The organism is Micromonospora sp. CMU55-4 (genome assembly GCF_011602315.1).
GTDB classification, from domain to species: Bacteria; Actinomycetota; Actinomycetes; order Mycobacteriales; family Micromonosporaceae; genus Micromonospora; species Micromonospora chalcea.
Genome location: NZ_JAAOLH010000004.1, coordinates 391,271 through 407,811 on the forward strand (window position 1 = coordinate 391,271; position 16,541 = coordinate 407,811).

Annotated in this window: 17 protein-coding genes; 4 read left to right on the forward strand and 13 right to left on the reverse strand. The window is 70.2% G+C overall.

Going from position 1 to position 16,541, the window contains the following annotated elements:
- Positions 1-17 precede the first annotated feature (17 nt).
- From HA073_RS10055 to HA073_RS10115, 13 genes are all read right to left on the reverse strand, one after another.
- Positions 18-764 (reverse strand): SDR family NAD(P)-dependent oxidoreductase, encoded by a 747-nt coding sequence (locus HA073_RS10055; protein ID WP_043323206.1) that lies wholly within the window; start codon positions 762-764, stop codon positions 18-20.
- A gap of 100 nt (positions 765-864) precedes the next feature.
- A complete protein-coding gene (locus HA073_RS10060; protein WP_043323208.1) occupies positions 865-1,716 on the reverse strand; it encodes an ABC transporter permease in 852 nt (283 codons plus the stop codon).
- Between the two features lie 12 nt (positions 1,717-1,728).
- Positions 1,729-2,508, reverse strand: a complete 780-nt coding sequence (locus tag HA073_RS10065) for an ABC transporter ATP-binding protein (protein ID WP_043330007.1) — start codon at positions 2,506-2,508, stop codon at positions 1,729-1,731.
- A gap of 75 nt (positions 2,509-2,583) precedes the next feature.
- Positions 2,584-3,693, reverse strand: coding sequence for an ABC transporter substrate-binding protein (locus tag HA073_RS10070; protein ID WP_043323209.1), 1,110 nt, complete (start codon positions 3,691-3,693; stop codon positions 2,584-2,586).
- A 127-nt stretch (positions 3,694-3,820) separates the two neighbouring features.
- Positions 3,821-4,207: a hypothetical protein gene (locus HA073_RS10075; protein ID WP_043323211.1), complete on the reverse strand. Its 387-nt coding sequence runs from the start codon at positions 4,205-4,207 to the stop codon at positions 3,821-3,823.
- Positions 4,207-4,518: a hypothetical protein gene (locus HA073_RS10080; RefSeq protein ID WP_064445583.1), complete on the reverse strand. Its 312-nt coding sequence runs from the start codon at positions 4,516-4,518 to the stop codon at positions 4,207-4,209. The genes HA073_RS10075 and HA073_RS10080 overlap by 1 nt, the downstream gene beginning before the upstream one ends.
- Complete coding sequence (locus tag HA073_RS10085; protein ID WP_064445584.1) at positions 4,518-5,594, reverse strand: class I SAM-dependent methyltransferase; 1,077 nt, start codon at positions 5,592-5,594, stop codon at positions 4,518-4,520. The genes HA073_RS10080 and HA073_RS10085 overlap by 1 nt, the downstream gene beginning before the upstream one ends.
- A 63-nt stretch (positions 5,595-5,657) precedes the next feature.
- Positions 5,658-7,685, reverse strand: a complete 2,028-nt coding sequence (locus HA073_RS10090; RefSeq protein WP_166456225.1) for an FAD-dependent oxidoreductase — start codon at positions 7,683-7,685, stop codon at positions 5,658-5,660.
- A 361-nt stretch (positions 7,686-8,046) separates the two neighbouring features.
- On the reverse strand, positions 8,047-8,631 hold the full coding sequence (locus tag HA073_RS10095) for a TetR/AcrR family transcriptional regulator (RefSeq protein WP_104112866.1): 585 nt from the start codon (positions 8,629-8,631) through the stop codon (positions 8,047-8,049).
- A 58-nt stretch (positions 8,632-8,689) separates the two neighbouring features.
- Positions 8,690-9,415: an ABC transporter ATP-binding protein gene (locus HA073_RS10100; RefSeq protein WP_069088408.1), complete on the reverse strand. Its 726-nt coding sequence runs from the start codon at positions 9,413-9,415 to the stop codon at positions 8,690-8,692.
- On the reverse strand, positions 9,412-10,542 hold the full coding sequence (locus HA073_RS10105; RefSeq protein WP_166456226.1) for an ABC transporter permease: 1,131 nt from the start codon (positions 10,540-10,542) through the stop codon (positions 9,412-9,414). The genes HA073_RS10100 and HA073_RS10105 overlap by 4 nt, the downstream gene beginning before the upstream one ends.
- Before the next feature lie 115 nt (positions 10,543-10,657).
- On the reverse strand, positions 10,658-11,125 hold the full coding sequence (locus HA073_RS10110) for an SRPBCC domain-containing protein (RefSeq protein WP_166456227.1): 468 nt from the start codon (positions 11,123-11,125) through the stop codon (positions 10,658-10,660).
- The gene (locus tag HA073_RS10115) at positions 11,079-11,459 is read right to left on the reverse strand and encodes a metalloregulator ArsR/SmtB family transcription factor (protein WP_176722809.1); all 381 of its coding nucleotides are present in this window, start codon (positions 11,457-11,459) and stop codon (positions 11,079-11,081) included. The genes HA073_RS10110 and HA073_RS10115 overlap by 47 nt, the downstream gene beginning before the upstream one ends.
- A 324-nt stretch (positions 11,460-11,783) precedes the next feature.
- Between HA073_RS10115 and HA073_RS10120 the strand changes: the two genes are divergently transcribed.
- From HA073_RS10120 to HA073_RS10135, 4 genes are all read left to right on the forward strand, one after another.
- Positions 11,784-12,986: a dipeptidase gene (locus HA073_RS10120; protein ID WP_043323232.1), complete on the forward strand. Its 1,203-nt coding sequence runs from the start codon at positions 11,784-11,786 to the stop codon at positions 12,984-12,986.
- Complete coding sequence (locus HA073_RS10125) at positions 12,983-14,608, forward strand: ABC transporter substrate-binding protein (protein WP_069088411.1); 1,626 nt, start codon at positions 12,983-12,985, stop codon at positions 14,606-14,608. The genes HA073_RS10120 and HA073_RS10125 overlap by 4 nt, the downstream gene beginning before the upstream one ends.
- Before the next feature lie 32 nt (positions 14,609-14,640).
- Positions 14,641-15,594, forward strand: a complete 954-nt coding sequence (locus tag HA073_RS10130) for an ABC transporter permease (RefSeq protein WP_043323238.1) — start codon at positions 14,641-14,643, stop codon at positions 15,592-15,594.
- Between the two features lie 64 nt (positions 15,595-15,658).
- A complete protein-coding gene (locus HA073_RS10135) occupies positions 15,659-16,540 on the forward strand; it encodes an ABC transporter permease (RefSeq protein ID WP_223200978.1) in 882 nt (293 codons plus the stop codon).
- Position 16,541: the final 1 nt, after the last annotated feature.

Below are 16,541 nucleotides of genomic sequence, written 5' to 3' on the forward strand. Positions count from 1 at the left end.
GGTCGGAGAGGGGGAAGTCAGTGGATGGTGACGCCGCCGTCGACGAAGATCGTCTGGCCGGTGGTCATGGCGGCGGCGTCGCTCAGCAGGTAGGCGACCGCGTTGGCGACGTCCTGCGGCTGCGCCATCCGGCCCAGCGGGATGCTCGCCATCTTGTCCGCGAGGTACGCCTCGTCGCCACGTACGTCGGAGGTCATGTCGGTGGGGACGATGGTCGGTCCGACCGCGTTGACCCGGATCCGGTCGGGCGCCCACTCCAGGGCCAGCACGCGCGCCATGTGCATCACGCCGGCCTTGCTCACGCAGTAGCCGAGCGTGTTCAGCACCGCGATGTGCCCGTTCGTGGAGCCGATGTTCACCACCGCGCCGCTCGTCTGCCGCAGCGCCGGGTACGCGGCCTGGCACATCCGGAACGTGCCGGTGAGGTTGACGTCCAGGACGTCGGTGAAGTCCTGCTCGGACATCGTGGCCGCCGGCCCGCGCCGGACGATCCCGGCGTTGTTCACCAGCAGGTCCAGGCGGCCGTGGGAGTCGAGGACCTCGTCCACCAGCGCGGCGCAGGAGCCGGCCGACCGGACGTCGACCCGGTGCCGGGTGTGCGCGCCGCCGGACAGCTCGGCCTCGCTCCAGTCGTCGAGCAGGTCGGCCTGGGCCACGGTGGCCCCGCGCTGCGCGAGCGTCGCCGCGATGCGGGCCCCGATGCCGCGGGCCGCCCCGGTCACCACTGCCACCCGGCCGTCGAACCGGTTCGGGTCGGTGTTCATGTCGCGTGTCCTGCCTTTCCGGTCCGGCCACCGGCCGGGCGGGCGTTGCGCACGCCCGACCGGTGCCCCCAACACGTGACGGCGGTCCCGTCCACTGCCGTCACGCGCCGATCACCTTCGTGTCCTCGGCCCAGAAGGCCAGCCGCTTCTGCAGCAGCCGGATCACGAAGTGCGCCACCAGACCCATCAGCGACAGCACCACCAGCACGGCGAACATGCCGGCGATGTCGAAGTTGTAGTTGGTCTGCAGCAGCAGGTAGCCCAGGCCCTCCTTGGCGCCGATGAACTCGCCGACGACCGCGCCGAGGATGGCGAAGACGATGCCGATGTCCAGGCCGGCGAAGATGAACGGCAGCGCGCTGGGCAGCCGCACCATCCGGAAGATCTGCGCCTTGCTCGCGCCGAACACCGTCAGCATCTGGATCTTGTCGGCGTCGGCCGCGCGCAGACCCTCGATGACGTTCACCAGCATCGGGAAGAACGAGATCACCGCGGCCATGACCACCTTGCTGGTCAGGCCGAAACCGAACCAGACCACGAACAGCGGGGCCAGGGCGACCTTGGGCACGGTCTGGAAGGCCACGATGTACGGCATCAGCGTGGCTTCGACGATCTTGATCTGGGAGATGAACGTGCCGAGCACCAGGGCGGCGCCGACGCCGATCACGAACCCGAGCAGCGCCTCCTGCGTGGTCACCCAGAAGTGACCCCAGAACTGGTCGTCGCCGAGCTGCTGCCACAGCGACTCGACCACGCTCGACGGCAGCGGCAGGACGTACTCGTCCACGCCGAGGAGCTGGACGCCGTACTCCCAGGCCAGCACGACCACGACGAAGACCGTCGGGACCAGCCAGAGCTGGGGCTTCTCCCGCAGGTCGAACTTGCGCCGGGCGGGCCGGGCGGACGGCGCCGGTGGCTGGGCCGGCTTGCGGACCAGGTTGCTTGTTGCCATGGCTGTCCCTCGTCAGTCGATTACGCCGGCGGCGTTGAAGTGTCGGCGGATCCGTTCCACATAGACCCCGGCCCGGTCGGACGACATGATGCCGAGCTCACGCGGCCGTTCCAGGTCGATGTCCATGACCTCGGCGATGCGGCCCGGCCGCGGGCTGAGCACCACCACCCGGTCGGAGAGGAAGACCGCCTCCGGGATGGAGTGCGTGACCAGCACGATCGTCTGGTTGCTCTCCTGCCAGATCCGCAGCAGCTCCACGTTCATGTACTCGCGGGTCATCGCGTCGAGCGCGCCGAACGGCTCGTCCATCAGCAGCACCGCCGGGTCGTGCACGAGCGCCCGGCAGATGCCGGCCCGCTGCTGCATACCGCCGCTGAGCTCGTGCGGGTACTTCTGCTCGAAGCCGTTGAGACCGACCATCTCGAGCAGTTGCTGCGCGCGTTCCCGGTGCCGGCGGGGATCCAGTCGCTGGATCTCCGCCGGCACCATCACGTTGTCGAAGATGGTGCGCCAGGGCAGCAGCGTCGGTGCCTGGAACACCATCCCGACCTCGGGAAGGGGCTTCGTCACGTCCCGCCCGGCGATCCGTACCGCGCCGCCGGTCTTCGGGCTGAGCCCGGCGAGGATCTTCAGCAACGTGGTCTTGCCGCACCCGGACGGTCCCACGACCGAGATGAACTCGCCGCGACGTACCGTCAGGTTGATGTCGCTCAACGCCAGGGTCGGTGCCGACTTCCGGGGCCGGTACTCCTTGTCCAGCCCGTCGATCTCGATCCAGGAGTCTTCCGACACCGATGCCGGAGCCTGCGTCTGCGCCCGGCGGGCCGTCGCCTTGATGGCCATCGAAATCCCTTCCGCTGTCCGCTGCTAGGCGGTGTAGTTCGCGGCCTTGCTGAGCACCGCGGCCTTGTCGAAGTTGTTCGCGCCGGAGAGCAGGCTCGGGTCCCAGAGCTTCTTCAGGTCGACGTCACCGGAGATCTGGCCGGCCTCCTTGGTGTACGCCTGGGTCTTCGCCCACTCGTCGTCGCTGATCGCGCCCCAGTCACCGAACTGCTCCGGCTCGCCGCTGGCCGGCGTGGCCGTCTTCAGCCACGCGGCGAGGCTCTCGGTGTCCGCCTTGAGCCGCTCGTCGGCGGACTTGCCGGCGAGGATCTGCGGGAAGACCTTGTAGCCGATCTTCATGGCGGCCTCGGGGTTCTTGGCCGAGAAGAGCATCGCCTTGTACGCCGCGCGCAGGAACCGCTCGTACGAGTCCTTCTTGGCGTCGAAGTCACGGGCGCCGACGCTGAAGGTGAGCGACCGGATGCCGGTGAACACGTCCGGGTTGGTCAGGTACTTCAGCTGGGTGCCGGCGTTCTCGATGACCGCGTACGCCTGGGTGTAGAGCGCCAGCATGTCGACCTTGCCGTCGTTGAGCGCGGCGGCGGCCTGCGCGCCGACGCCCACCGGCAGCAGCTCGACGTCCTTGGCCGGGTCCAGGCCGGCGGCCTTGACGTAGGCGCGGGCGTACGGGGCCGAGCCGGAGGCAAGGCTGATCACGCCGATCTTCTTGCCGCGCAGGTCCGCGCCGCCGGTGATCGGGGAGTCCGGCTTCACCGCCATCACCCACGGCCAGTTCTGCACCAGGCCGCCGATGGCCTTGATCGGCACGTTCTTCTCCACCGCGCCGAGCGCCGAGCCGGCGTCGGCGGGGGTGATGTCGCCGCTGCCGGAGGCGACCGCCTGGAGGGCCGCGACCGAGCCGTCGGCGTTGATCGTCTCGACGGTCAGCTTCTCCTCGGCGAAGTAGCCGAGTTCCTTGGCGACCGCGTAGACGGCCACCTCCTCCTTCGGGCCGATCACGGCCGAGGCGATGGCCATGGTCAGCTTCGCCTCCTTGCCCTCGCCGCCGGCCTCGTCGTCGGAGCCGCCGCCGCAGGCGGAGAGAACCAGCGTGGCGGCCAGCGCCGCCGGGAGCAGTGCCCACTTCCGTTTCATATGCACACACCTCGTCATGAGTCGGGGAGACCGCCTCCGCCGCCGTGGCGGCGGAGGCGGGGTATCAGGCGTCGCGGCGCGACGCGACAGTTGCCGTCAGGCGTCGCGCGGCGACGCCCCAGTGCCCTCAGGCGTCGCGCAGCGACGCGACCAGTGCCAGGTCGTTGTAGACGTGCTGCTCGACGATCAGCGCGCCGTCGAGCACGAACACGTCCGCGTAGCGGATGTCCTCGAACGGCGTGCCGTCGAGCCACTCCCCGTACAGCCGCCCGAGCGAGGTCACGGTGACCCGCCCGTTGTCGTCACCCACCAGGTAGCGGTCCCGGTGCTTGCGCACCCACCGGTAGGTCCCGGTCGAGGCGGCCGCCATCTCCCGCAGCGAGGAGTACTCCCGGCCGCCCGGGAAGACCAGCCGGGCCTGCGGCGCGAGGAACGCGCCGGCCTCGTCGAGCCGGCGGTCCTCACACAGCTGCAGGTAGCTGTCGATCAGCCCGGGCGCGTCCGGTGCGCTCATCAGCCGGTCTTCTCGCTCAGCGCCGCCTCCCACTGGTCCCGCAGGGGGTGCTCCGCGGGGCCGTGCTCGGTGAGGATGCGCATCAGGCGGGCCAGCAGCGCGTCCCGCTCGCGGTCGAGGACCTGCTGCTCCTCCTCGGTGGAGGCGAACCCGTCGACGGCGCCCTCGGTCAGCACGCCGGAACGGGTCAGCAGCGCCTCGACCACACGTACCCGCTGCCGGGTCACGTGCAGCTCGGTGGAGAGCTGCAGCACCAGGTCGAGCAGCTTGCCGACCTTGGGGTCTCCGAAGTAGTCGAACTCGGTGCTCATCACGCCTCCGGCTTGGTCGCGGCCAGTACGGCCCAGGGGAAGTGCCACTCGGGACGGTCGCCCCAGCCCTGCGGCTGGACGCCGTTGCGGCGCTCGTCGAACGGGGTCCACGACACGTCGGTCAGGCCCGCCTCGGCGCAGACCTCGATCAGGTCCGAGCCGAACAGGTCGTGGAAGAACGGCTCGTTGTTGCGCTCGGCGTGCTCGTAGACGGTGGCGTCGCGCAGCGGGTCGCCGGTGAGCATGAACTCCAGGAAGCGCAGCGAGCCGCCCGGCTTGAGCAGGCGCGCCGCCTCCACGATCGTTTCCCGGATCGCGGTGGCCGGCATCTCGTGCAGCACCATCGTGCCGGTGACCACGTCGCAGCTGCCCGACTCGATGCCGGTGGCCCGGCCGTCGGCCTGCCGGTAGTCGATCGCTAGCCCGGTCGCCTCGGCCTCGGCGTGGGCCAGCCGCAGACCCGGCGCGGCCAGGTCCACGCCGATCACCTGCGCGGTCGGGTACTTCGCGGGCAGCGGCCGGGTGCTCTTGCCGAAGCCGCATCCGATGTCGACGATCCGGGTCGCCGCGGGCAGCTCGGGCAGGGCGGTCTTGGCGAACAGCGTGTGGAACTTGTAGCCGTCGTTGTCGCGCAGCATGACGATGCGCGCCCCGAACTCGTACACGTAGGCCGACATGTCGTCGGAGAAGAAGCTGCCGGGCTGGATGTGGATGTCGTAGTCGGTGTACCAGTCGGGCAGTTCCAGGTCGGGGTTCAGCTCCAGCGAGCCCTTCGGCTGCTCGGGCACCGACGTCAGCTGGTCGGTCAGCTCCTCGCGGCGGCTGAGCACCGCGTCGCCGGCGACCTTCCACAGCATCTTCTGCTGCACCCGCTCCAGGTGGCTGAACCACGGGTAGAGCGGAAGGCCGCGCAGCACCTGGCTCGCGTCGCCGACCGTGGTGGCCGCCGCGCCGGTGGCGCCGTACTCCTCGCGCAGCGCCGGGTAGACGGTGTCCGCCCAGCGCTTGCGCAGGCCGAGGACGAAGTCCACGGCGGAACGCTCATCCAGGGTGAGGCGCTCCTCGATGTCCAGCATGCGTGTCTCCTCTTCAGGTGGGGGAGGACCGGTCCGCGGCGGGCCGCGACCGGGATGGACGGGTCAGTGGGCGTACCGCACGCGATCTGCGGACGCGGTGTCGTAGCGGCCGAGGAACGCACCCGCCATGCGTCCCTCGTAGACGGCCTCGAAGGCCGTGCGGGGGGCGTTCGCGTCGCCGACGACGTGGATCCGGGGACCGTCGGGCAGCGCGTCGAGCTGCCGGTACAACTCGTCGGCGGCCTGCGGCGAGCCGGCGTCGACGACTGTGGTGACGCCCTCGACGAGGGTGTCGGCGCCGGCGAGCGGACCGCCCAGGGCGACCGCGTCGGCGCCCGCCGGGCGCGCCGTGCGCATCGGGTGCACCGCGATCCCCAGGTCCGCGAAGCGCTTGAGCAGCGCCAGCCGCGAGTACGTGGTGATCTTGGCGCTCACCGAGGCGGTGGGGGAGACCAGGTGGACGCGGGCGCCGCGCCGGGCCAGCCCTTCGGCCACCGAGGCGGCGGCCCAGGTGCCCTCGTCGTCGAGCACGACGACGGCGCCGGTCGGCCGGAAGTCGGGGTCGCTCAGCGCGTCGACGGCCTGCCAGATGTCGATCACCGGCGGGCCGCCGGGCAGCTCCCGCCGGGTGGGCCGGGAGCCGGTGGCCAGGACGACGTCCTGGTAGCCGCCGGCCAGCACGTCCTCGACGCCGATGCGGTGGTCGAGGCGTACCGGGATGCCGGCGGCCTCGACGTCGCGGGCCAGGTCGCGGGTGAGCAGGCCGAGCCGTTCCCGTCCGGGTACGCGCGCGGCCAGTTCCACCTGCCCGCCGAGGTGCCCGCGCGCCTCGACCACCGACACCTGGTGCCCGGCCCGGTGGGCGGAGAGGGCGGCCTCCAGGCCGGCCGGGCCGCCACCGACGACGAGGACCTTCCGCGCGCCGGACGGTCCGGGCAGCTCCGGCCAGGCCTGCGCCCATTCCCGCTCGGCGCCGACCTCCGGGTTGACCACGCAGGAGATCGGCAGGCTGGTCTCCAGCCGGCCGATGCAGCCCTGGTTGCAGGCGAGGCAGGCGCGTACCTCGTGCTGGCGGCCCTGCTCGGCCTTGCGGACCAGGTGCGGGTCGGCGATGTGCGGGCGGGCCAGGCCGACCAGGTCGGCCTCGCCGGCGGCGACGAGCTCGGCGGCCTCCGGCAGGCTGTCCAGCCGGCACACCGCGAGCACCGGCAGGTCCGGGAACTCCTGCTTGAACAGCGCCGCGTGGTGCCGGAACGGGGCGTGGCCGAAGCTCATGTCCGCCATCTGCGTCGCGAGCGACCAGCTGCCGTGGTAGGCGGAGTGGCTGACGTGCACGTAGGCGAGCGGGAAGTCGGCGCGCAGCTTGCCGACGATCTCCAGCACCGCGGCCGGGTCGAGACCGCCGGGCAGGAACTCGTCGGCGCTGACCCGCAGTCCGACGGGCAGGTCCGGCGCGGCGGCCAGCACCGCGGTGAGCACCTCACGGGTCAGCCGCATCCGGGTGTCGAGGCTGCCGCCGTAGGAGTCGGCGCGGGTGTTGGTGTGCGGCGAGAGGAACTGCTGCAGCAGGTGGCCGTGGCCGGCGTGCACCTCCAGGCCGTCGAAGCCGGCATCACGCATCCGCCGGGCGGCGGCGGCGAACGCCTCGACGACGACGGCGATGTCCCGGCGTCCCATCGCGTGCGGCACGTGTGAGCCGGCCGCCCACGGCACCGGTGACGAGGACCAGGCGGCGGTGCGGGTCGCGTCCCCGTTCGCCTGCCGGCCGGCGTGCATGATCTGGGCGAAGATGCGTGCGCCGTGCTCGTGCACGGCCTCGGTCACCGCCGCGTACGCCGGGATCGACGAGTCGTCGAAGCTGCCGAGGCTGATGCTGCGGCCCGCGCTCGTGGGGTGCACGCGGATCGCCTCGGTGATGATCAGGCCGACGCCGCCCCGGGCGCGCTCCGCGTGGTAGGCCACGTGGCGCCCGGTGGGCACGTTGTTCAGTCCGAAGTTGGTGGTGTGACCGGGGACGAAGACCCGGTTCCGCAGTGTGAGACGACCGAGCCGGGTGGGGGAGAGAAGAGCGAGAAGCTTGTCGTCAGGCATGCCTCGGACTTCCTGTTTCGGGCCGCACTCGGCATGGCCGAGAGCGTTCGGTTGAACCGTACGCCGTTCGATTGAGTGGAACGGTAGGGGTGACGCCGGTCTCCGTCAACAGGCTACTGATCAGTAACTTACCGAACCGTACTGCCTCTGACCTGCTGTTCCACTAGGCGGAACGCAAGCGGGCAAGGTTCGTCGATTCGTGGCTCGATCGTTCGGGCGGCCACGGGAGATGACAGTGCCGCCGCCCGGCGACCGGCCGGCGGTCCGCTTCGATCGTTCGGTCGGCCGGGTCGGCGCTGTCCGGTTCGGAGGGACGCTCGCCGCGAGGCGGCCGGGTGGGACGTGCCGGCGGTGGCGGGGGTCAGGCAGCGGCGGGGCGCACGTACGGCGTGAGCAGCTCGCGGGCGAGGCCGGTGGCCGAGGGAAGGTCGAGGCCGTTCTCGATCATGCGGCTGAGGGCGTAGACGATCGACTGGATGACCTCGGCCATCCGGTTCGGGTCGCTCGCCCCGTGGTCGGCGAGAGCGGCGCGCAGCGGCGCCTCGAGGCTGTCGTGCAGGAGGCGGCTGGAGGTCGCGAGCACCTCGCTGTTGCCGACTGTCGCCATCGCCCGGGCCAGCGCGTGGTCGCCCCGGGCAACCAGTTGCAGGTTGGCCTCGACGTACGCCAGGATCCGCGACCCGGGCGTGCGGGCCTCGGCCATCCGGTTCTCGACGAAGGCCGACCACCGCGGAAAGGTGTCGGCGACGAGCACGTCGAACATGTCGGTGCGCGACTTGAAGTAGGAGTACGCGCTGGACCGGGCCAGGCCGGCGTGCCGCGCCACGTCGGCGAGGCTGGGGATCTGGTCCGGGTGTTGCGAGAGCAGGGCGCGGGCGGCGTCGAGCAGCGCCGCCCGCTGGGCGGCCCGGTGCTCGACGACGGTTGAGGCCTGGATCTTCGGCACGCCAACCTCCAAGTCTCCGGTGCGCGCACCGGGTCCGCGTCGCGCCCTGCCGTCGCGGTCAGCTGCTCGTGGCGAGCTTGCCGTCGATCATCTCGTAGACGGTGTCACAGTACTGCAGCACGTCGTGATCGTGAGTGACCATGACCACCGCCACCGACCGCTCCCGTGCCTCCTGGGCGAGCAGCTGGACGATGTCGTGGCTGCGGGCCCGGTCCAGCGCCGCTGTCGGTTCGTCCACCAGCAGCACGGACGGCTGTGTCATCAGCGCCCGGGCGATGCCGACGCGCTGGCGCTCGCCGCCGGAGAGCTGGTGCGGCCGGCGGTCGGCCTTACCGGCCAGGCCGACGTGCGCGAGCATCTCCAGCGGGTCGCGTCCGGCGCGGTCCCGCCGCCCGCCCAGTCGCAGCGGCAGGCGCAGCTGGTCGGCGGCGGTCAGCGCGGGCAGCAGGTTGCCCGACTGGAACACGAACCCGACGTGCCGGCGGCGAAGCTCGGTGCGCGCCCGGCGGCTGGACACGGTCATGTCGTGGCCGGCCACTGTGACGGCGCCCTGATCGGGGCGGGCCAGCCCGCCGGCGACGGCGAGCAGGCTGGACTTGCCCGCGCCGGACGGCCCGACGATCGCGGCCAGCTCACCCGGCGCGACGGTCAGGTCCACGTTGTCGAGCGCGTGCACGGTCTCCGCGCCGTCGCCGTGCCGCAGGTGCACGCCGCGCATGACCAGGCCGAGGTCGGCCGGCGCGGTGCCCGTCGTCGAGGGGGATGCTGTGGTCCGGCTGCTCATCGGTTGCCTCCCAGGGCGGTCGCCGGGTCGATGGAGGTGAGGCGGACGACGGCGGCTGCCGCGCCGACCAGGCCGAGCACGAGCAGTCCGGCCGCGGCGGCGGCGATGCTCTGCGGGTGCAGCGCGAACGGCACGTTGCCGCCGGAGATCAGCGCGCCGAGGCCGAGTCCGATCCCCATGCCGACGGCGATGGCGAGGGCCAGCAGGATCAGCGCCTGGGTGAGGGCGTCGCGCAGCACCCAGCCGGTCGAGGCGCCCAGCGCCCGCAGCACGGCGACCTCCTGCTTGCGCTGGATCGCCCAGACCGCGAAGAACGCGCCGGCCACGAGCGCCGAGATCGCGTAGAGGAAGCCCTGGATCAGCTGGAGCGTCGTCGTCTCGGCGGTGTAGCCCGGCGAGGCGCCGTAGGACTCCTCCAGCGTCAGGCTCTCCGTGCCGGCGGCCTTGTCGCCCGCGGCCAGGTCCACCGAGTCGCCGTCGGCCGCGCGGACCGCGACGGCGGTGATCTCCTGGGTGGCCTGTGCCGACACCTGCGTGCCGGCCGGCGTGCCGGACTTGACCGCCTGCCAGGTGGCCAGCGGCACGTACGCCACGTCGACGTGGCCGAAGGTGTCCTGCTGCTCGGTGACGCCGACGACCCGCAGCTTCGTGCCGAGCCGGTCCACCGTCACGGTGTCGCCGACGCGCAGGCCCGCGTCGATCGCGGTGGGGCTCACCACGATCCCGTCCGCCGGACCGAGCCGGTCGCCCTCGCTGACCGCGGGCGACAGGAACGAGTCGGTCTCGACGCCGAACAGCGCCAGGTCGACCTCGGTGCCCCGGTCGGTACGCCCGTTGATGAGCGTGTTGCCGAACGGGGTCGCCTCCGCCACCCCGGGCTGCTCGCGCCAGGTGTCCACCGTCGAGGCGTCCACCACGCTGCGCGAGAACGCCGAGTCGTGCTGCACGCCGTGGGCGAACGCGAACGAGGTGACCGGAAGGTTCTGCAGCCCGGAGACGCCGTCGCGGACCAGCCCGACGGACAGGCCGGACAGCATCACCATCAGCACCGAGATCAGCACGATCACGGCTCCCATCAGGGCGAATCGCAGCCGCGCGAACCCCAGCTCACGAATGGCCAGGAACATCAGCCGCCACCTCTCATGTTTGTCGACACCATGTCGCGATCTTATCAACGCGGTGTCGGCAAAAAGCGGGATCCGGCGCTGTCTACCCGACCACAATCCGTGACGGCTCGGCCGGTCAGTCGGGCGAGGGCAGCGTCCCGCGCTCCCGCGTCAGGTACGCCTCGATGCGGGCGAACGCCCCGGTCCACACCTCGGTGGCGAAGAAGTCGCGCAGCTCCGGGGCCGGGAAGCCGCTCTGCGTCACGGTCATCAGCGTGCCGCCGTCCTTCTCCTCGAAGGTGACCTCGACGCGGGTGGTCATCGTCTCGCCGTCCGGGCTGCTGCCGGAGGACTCGGTGACCAGGCGGTGCGGGCGGTCGATCTCCAGGAACGTCTGGGTCTCGCGGAACAGCATGTCGGGGGAGGGCCCCCAGACGGCTGTCTGCTTCCCGCCGACCCGCAGGTCGACGTCGATCTCCACGATGCCCGGCTCCTCGTCCAGGATGCCGAACCAGATCTTCTGTTTGCCGGCGTCGGTGTATGCGTCGAACGCCTCCTCAGGCGTGCCCGGAAGCTGTCGGGTCAGGTGGATCTGGAGCGTCATGATCACGGTCCTCCGTGGTGAGAGTGAGATAGGCGTCGAGGCCGTCCAGGCGGCGTGCCCAGAGGCGCCGGTAGAAGCTGATCCAGGCCATCGCCGTGTCCAGCGGGGCCTCGCTGAGCCGGCACTGCCGGGACCGGCCGACCTTCTGCGTCACCACGAGACCGGCGTCCTCCAGCGCGCGGACGTGCTTGCGCATGCCGGTGAGGCTCATCCCGGTGGGCCCGGTGAGCTCGCTGATGGTGGCCGGACCCGTGCCGAGCCGGATCAGGATGTCGCGTCGGGTGGGGTCGGCCAGGCTGGCGAAGACCCGGTCGAGCGTCTCTTGCTGAACCACATGGTTCACCGTACAACACTGAACCCCTTGGTTCACCATTGCCGCGCAGTCGGCGTGCATTTCGCCGTCGAGTGGTCTGACCACTGGGGGTGATCGAGGCGCGGTCCGCCGTTCGGCCCGATCGCCTCGTGCATTCGGCCGGGGCCGGCTCAGTTGCTCGGCCTGCTTGCCGGAGCCCGGTCCCGACCTGCGGGAATGTTCCCCGATTCCGGTAACGGAAAGGTCACGAGGTATTCCTGTGCCGTGCTTGCGCTCGGTACGTTCCACGAGGCATGAGGTCAGACCTCACTCCTCATGCCTCTAGCTGACGAGGTGAGTAGACCAGTGCAGGAACCCGCCCCCCGCTACGCCGGATACCGGTCCTTCGACTACCTGGTGCCGCATGTGGACTACAAGGTCTTCGAGCTCGCGCCACAGATCGGCCGGGTGCCGGAACACGACCTTGGCCTGACCGACGACCAGCGTGCCCGCGTCTCCCGGCTGCTGCGCGAGCACATGGCCATCTCGCTGCACGAGCACCCGAAGATCCTGCCGGCCGACGTGACGCAGTTGCGCGACTACAACCGCACCGGCCGCAACTCCTTCGGGTTCGAGGGCCTGGCCCGGTCCGGCATGACCGCGGTCTTCGACAACTTCATGAACGGCACCGGCTGCGTGACCAGCGAGCACGCCTGGAAGTGGGACGACGTCATCTACGACATCGGCCTGCGCTTCGCCGACGTCGCCAAGCAGGACCACGTGGTGGTGGCGACCACGCTCGAACAGATCTTCGAGGCCAAGCGCAACGGGCAGATCGCCCTGGTGGCCGGCCTGGAAGCAGCCACGATGATCGAGAACGAGCTGGACCGGATCGACATCCTCTACGGCTTCGGCGTACGCCAGATGGGCATCGCGTACAGCCAGGCGAACATGCTCGGTTCCGGCCTCTCCGAGGACCGCGACGGCGGGTTGACCCACTTCGGCCGGCGCGCGGTGGACCGGATGAACAAGCTCGGGATCGCCATCGACATCTCGCACTCCGGCGACCAGACGTCGCTGGACGTGATCGAGGCCAGCCGGGTGCCGGTGTTCATCACCCACGCCGGCGCCCGCTCGGTCTGGAACACCCCCCGGATGAAGCCGGACGAGGTGATCCGGGCCTGCGCCGAGCGGGGTGGCGTGATCGGCATCGAGGCCGCTCCGCACACCACCCTCTCCGGCGACCACCCGCACCACTCGATCGAGTCGGTGATGGACCACTTCACCTACTGCGTGGAACTGGTCGGCATCGACCACGTCGCGTTCGGCCCGGACACCAATTTCGGTGACCACGTCGGACTGCACGACAGCTTTACCCAGCACCTGGCGATCGGAAAGGCCCACGGAGTGGTGGACCACCCTCGGGTTCCGTACGTGAGTGGCATGGAGAACCCGGCGGAGTGCTTCAGCAACATCGTCGGGTGGTTGGTCACGCACGGTTACTCCGACGACGAGATCGCCAAGGTCATCGGCGGCAACATCATCCGGGTTCTTCAGGAGGTTTGGTGAACAAGACAGTCAAGGGTCGGTGGCGGCTCGCTGTCGCGCTCGGCGTGGCGGCCACGCTCGGTGTCTCCGGCTGCGGTCTGAACGAGGAGACCTCCTCCTCCAGCGGCTCGTCGTCGGACTCGGTGCTGCGGATCGGCACCACCACCGACGTGAGCAACTTCAACCCGCTCCAGTCGTTGAGCAAGACCGACTCGTGGATCCTCAACGCGATGTACCCGCACCTGCTGCGGATCGACGAGAACGCGAAGAAGTCGCCCGAGCTGGCCAAGGAATACCGCTACGAGGACGACGGCAAGACCGCCGTCTTCGTGCTGCGCGACGACTTCAAGTGGACCGACGGCAAGCCGGTGGTCGCCGAGGACGTGAAGTTCTCCGCCGAGTCGATCATGAAGTACAAGCTCGGCAACGTCGCGGCGAAGCTGACCTGGGTCGAGTCGGTCGAGGCGCCGGACGCGACCACTGTGAAGTTCAAGCTCTCGCAGCCGTACGCGCCGTTCGCCGAGGGCGTCGGCTTCTGGATGTCGGTCGTGCCGAAGCACGTCTTCGAGCCGGCCGGTGACCTGTCCAAGTTCGCCAACGACTCCAACTGGGTCGGCGCCGGGCCGTTCGTCCTGGACAGCATCACCAAGGGCCAGCGCTACGTCATGAAGCGCAACGAGCACTACCCGCTCGCGCCGGGTGGCAAGGCCGCGGTGAGCCAGGTCGAGTACCGGGTCTACCCGGACGTGAACACCATGATGCTGGCGCTGCGCAACGGCGACATCGACATGATGGGCACCCCGGTGCCGGTCTCGGCGGCGAAGACCTTCGAGAACGACGACAAGATCAAGCTGAAGAAGGTCGGCGCACTCGGCTTCGCGCACCTGACCTACAACATGAAGAACAAGTACCTCGCCGACCAGGACGTCCGGCAGGCGCTGTCGATGGCGGTCGACACCAAGGCGATCATCTCGGCCGTGCTGCAGGGCGACGGCCAGCAGATGGCCGGCCCGATCTCGCCGATCTTCTCCGAGTACGACAACACCGAGCTGCAGCCGTACCCGTTCGACCCGGAGGGCGCGAAGGCCAAGCTGAGCGCGGCCGGCTACAAGGACGCCAACAACGACGGCTTCTTCGACGAGCTGAAGTTCGGCGTGGCGTGCGACCAGTCCAACGCCAACATCACCCGGGTCGTGCAGCTGTTCCGGGAGAGCGCGGCCAAGGCCGGCGTGAAGCTGGAGAACGAGTGCGTGGAGCGGAACACCTTCCTCACCCGCACCAAGAACGGCGAGTACGACATCGACGCCTCGCAGTGGGGTGTCTTCGACAACCCGATGGACCAGCTGCGCAGCACCTACCTGTCCAGCAACCCGGGTGGCATCAACTACAACCTGCTCGAGTCGGCGGAGATGGACGCGCTGATCAACGACGCGGCCGGCACCACCGACGTGGAGGCGTTCAAGACCAAGATCAAGAACATTGACAAGGTCGTGCACGAGCAGGCGTACCTGACCCCGCTGTACGTGGAGAACTTCCAGTTCGCCTACAACGCCAGCAAGTTCACCGGCTTCGTCCCGTCGCCGTCGGACCTGCTCGGCATGGTCACCGCGTACTCGCTGGCCCAGGTCACCCCGGTCAAGTAACCCACCCAACCAGAGGAGAGGAGGGGTCCCCCGTGGCGCGTTTCGTGCTCAGCCGGGCACTGAAGGCCGTCCTGACCGTGTGGATCGCGATCACTTCGACGTTCTTTCTGCTCCGGCTCCTGCCGGGGGACCCCACGACCCTCATGGTCGAGGGCGACATGACACCGGAGATGCAGGCGGCGCTGCTCAAGACGTACGGCCTGGACCGTCCGCTGTGGGAGCAGTACGTGTCGTACCTGCGCGAGCTGGTCCAGGGCAACCTGGGCATCTCGTTCCGTCAGATCCAGCCGGTCACCGACATCATCCTCGACCGGCTTCCCTGGACGTTGCTGCTGGCCGGCAGCGCGTTCGTCCTGACCGTCGCCGTCGGCATCCCGATCGGCGTGGCCGCCGCGGTCAACCGCGGCAAGTGGCTCGACCGCGCGTTGCAGGGCTTCGGGATCAGCGCCAACGCGCTGTTCGTGCCGAGCGTCGCGATCCTGCTGCTGGTCTTCTTCGGCGCCCAGCTCGGCTGGTTTCCGATCGGCGGGGCGATCGACCCGGACACCCGGGGCGCGGCGGCCTACCTGAGCCTGGCACACCACCTGGTGCTGCCGGTGCTCTCCCTGGTCCTGGTGCAGCTCGGCCCGTACGCGCTGACCCTCCGTACCAACATGATCGAGGTCCTCGGTGAGGACTACATCCGCGCCGCGCAGGCGCGTGGTCTCTCGGCCCGGCGTCGGGTGTGGAAGCACGGCCTGCGCAACGCGATCCTGCCGGCACTGACCCTGATGGGCCTGCAACTGGGCACCCTGGTCGGCGGCGCGGTGCTGACCGAGACGGTCTTCGCCTACCCCGGGGTCGGCCGGCTGATCTACGAGGCGGTCGGGCAGCAGGACTACCCGGTGATCCAGGGGGCGTTCATCATGCTCGCCGTCACCGTGGTGATCGCCAACGCCCTGACCGACATGCTCTACGCGGTCCTCAACCCCCGGATCCGGCTGTGAGCGCGCGCCGCGTCCCGGCGCGTCGCCCGGATCCGTTCGCCGCCACCACCGAAGGGAGGGTGCCGTGAGTGCCCCCGTGCTGACCGAGCAGGCGCTCCCGCCGGCCCCGGCCGCGCCCAGGCGGTCCTTCCTCTCCGGCTACCTGCGTCAGCCCGTCGTGGCGTTGTCGGTGCTGGTGCTGCTCGTGATGGCGGTGCTGGCGGTCTTCGCGCCGCTGATCGCCGACGAGCCCGCCGGCGCCGGCGCGGACGTGCTGCAACCGCCCTCCGGGGCGCACTGGTTCGGCACCGACGACCTCGGGCAGGACATCTTCGCCCAGGTGGTCTGGGGCACCCGGACCAGCATGGTGATCGGCCTGGCCGCCTCGCTGCTCGCCATCGTGCTGGGCACCGCGATCGGGCTGGCCGCGGCGTACTTCCGGCCGTTCGACGCGGTCGCCACGGTGATCACCGACGTGATGCTGGCGCTGCCCACCCTGCCGCTGATGATCATGCTGGCGGCGGTGGTGAGCCCGAGCGTCACGACGCTGACCCTGATCATCGGGTTCTTCGCCTGGCCCGAGGTGGCCCGGCTGATCCGGTCACAGGGCCTGGTGATCAGCGCGATGCCCTACATCGACGGTGCGCGGGTGCTCGGCGCCACCGGCTGGCGGATCGTCACCCGGGAGATCCTGCCCGCCGTCGTCTCGCTGATGGTGGTCAGCGTGCTGCTCACCGCCTCCCGGGCGGTGATCTCCGAGGCCGGCCTGAGCTTCCTCGGGCTCGGCGACCCGGACGCCTGGTCCTGGGGACGCATCCTGCTCAACGCCCAGCGCAGCGGCACGATCGCGATCGCCTGGTGGCAGACGCTCTTCCCGTCCCTGGCGATCCTGTTCCTGGTGCTGGCGGCGACCCTCGCCGGAACCCGGTTCAACGACACCCGCGACCCCCGTCGCAACGGAGGCTGAC